1 protein-coding gene is annotated in these 1,691 nt (G+C 53.7%); it reads left to right on the top strand.

Going from position 1 to position 1,691, the window contains the following annotated elements:
* Positions 1-864 precede the first annotated feature (864 nt).
* The gene (locus ACT3UA_RS18870) at positions 865-1,458 is read left to right on the top strand and encodes a Fic family protein (RefSeq protein WP_444617866.1); all 594 of its coding nucleotides are present in this window, start codon (positions 865-867) and stop codon (positions 1,456-1,458) included.
* Positions 1,459-1,691 lie beyond the last annotated feature (233 nt).

Consider the following 1,691-nt stretch of genomic DNA (forward strand, 5'->3'; position numbering starts at 1 on the left):
TTTTCTGTTTGTCGTTCGATCCTATATTGCTGGCTCTACCAGGATGGTTGGAACTTGCGTGTTTGGCGATGCGCTTTCCTGAAGGACTCCAACCGTAGCCTGGAGAACCTGCGGATCCTCGCGGAGGGGCTATATCCTCGATGGCCATCCTTCAAGAGAATTCAACGGAACTTGTAGGAGCTATGCTTGCCGACGATGAATCAAGGTATAGCGGATTGATGACAAGCTGCCGGCATTGAGCTGAACTTCCCTTCCGAACCAGCGCCACTGCAAAGTTATTGCTATGGCTTGCGAGAGTCGAGAATGCACCTGCAACAGGCCAGACCATTTACGTGGACGGTGGAGCTGACGTTTAGTCATAGCAACCCTGTGCGGGCACATGCAGTTTACGGCGTCCCCTGTTGGCAACGGAAGCGGTAACTATCTTCTTGTTCCTAGCTATATTCACAGCTAGAAGGTAACTGCCATGCTTGCCCTTCGGCCCCGGCTCTCGGCTACGAGGAACACTAGGGTGCCAGAACAGGACGGCTCGACTACACCAACGAGGCTAGCGAAGAGGAACGGTGAATAGGAGCCAGCCGTCCCACCGATAATTTGACCAATAAACTTCGACATTCCAGATGAATTGGTTCAATGGATGGAACTGGCAAGGAACGAGCGGATTAGCTTCGAGCACGAGGCTGGTATGAAGCAGCAGGGTTCTTCCGCAGCTTCACGGACCTCTTGTCGGTCCTATTGGGAGCAGAATCCGCTTCGTCCGCTCAGATGGGAAATCCGAATGTCGGGGCTCGAGGCCTAGCGCGTGGATGGTTCCAACAATCAAGTTCTCAGAAAGCACGAAGAGTTTCGGCCAACGTGCGAGCCATGGAATCGACGCTGGCGCAGGCAGATGAGCTCAGCAGCGATGCGATTCTGAAAATGTTTGCAGAACTACTACAGAGCCAAGCTGGGTGGAAGATCCTGGCAGGAACGTATCGGGAACACTTCGTGTGGGTGGGTTCGAGTGCAGCGAACCCGAGAGAAACCGGTTATGCACCTGCTCGGTCGGGGCTGCAAGCTGAACTGATCGAGGGCTTGTTCGAATTCATGGCACACATGGATCTTCCTGCTGCTCTCCAGATGGAAATTGCTCATGCTAAGTTCGAGAGGATTCATCCCTTTGCAGATGGCAATGGTCGTACCGGAAGGCCCCTAGTTCAGTCCTTGCTGTGGAAGCGTGGAATGGTCCGGTCAACATCTCCATCGCCATCCGCCGGGCTGTTGCGGTGTACGGGCTTATCTTTCGAGGCGCTTGCTCGGTACCGTGATGGCAAAGTGGCGCCAATCCTAGATGGATTCATGGAAGCCATCTTGTATGCAGTGTCCAGCATCGACATCCCTGTCGATCAGATGGCATCGCATCTGGACTCCGCACGGGCAAAGCACCAAGGGCTGCTTCCGCAGTCTATGGCCTGGTAGCTACTTCTGTTCAGGCTTGCATTACAGGCGATGGACACCGAGATAGTCTCGAAGCTAGTGAAAGCTTCGACTACCATCGCGCTGCGCGTGTTGACTCAGTTGGCTGAACACGAATTTTTTAGCATTCAAGACAGAAAAGCAACGGGAAATGGCATGGCGAGGAAGTCGTAAGGATCCTGGACGACTATGCGGCAGGTGAGCTTAGAAAGCCAAGACCACCCGAACGGTTTTCT

It is taken from the genome of Glutamicibacter sp. 363 (assembly GCF_052379505.1).
In the GTDB taxonomy this organism is placed as follows: domain Bacteria; phylum Actinomycetota; class Actinomycetes; order Actinomycetales; family Micrococcaceae; genus Glutamicibacter.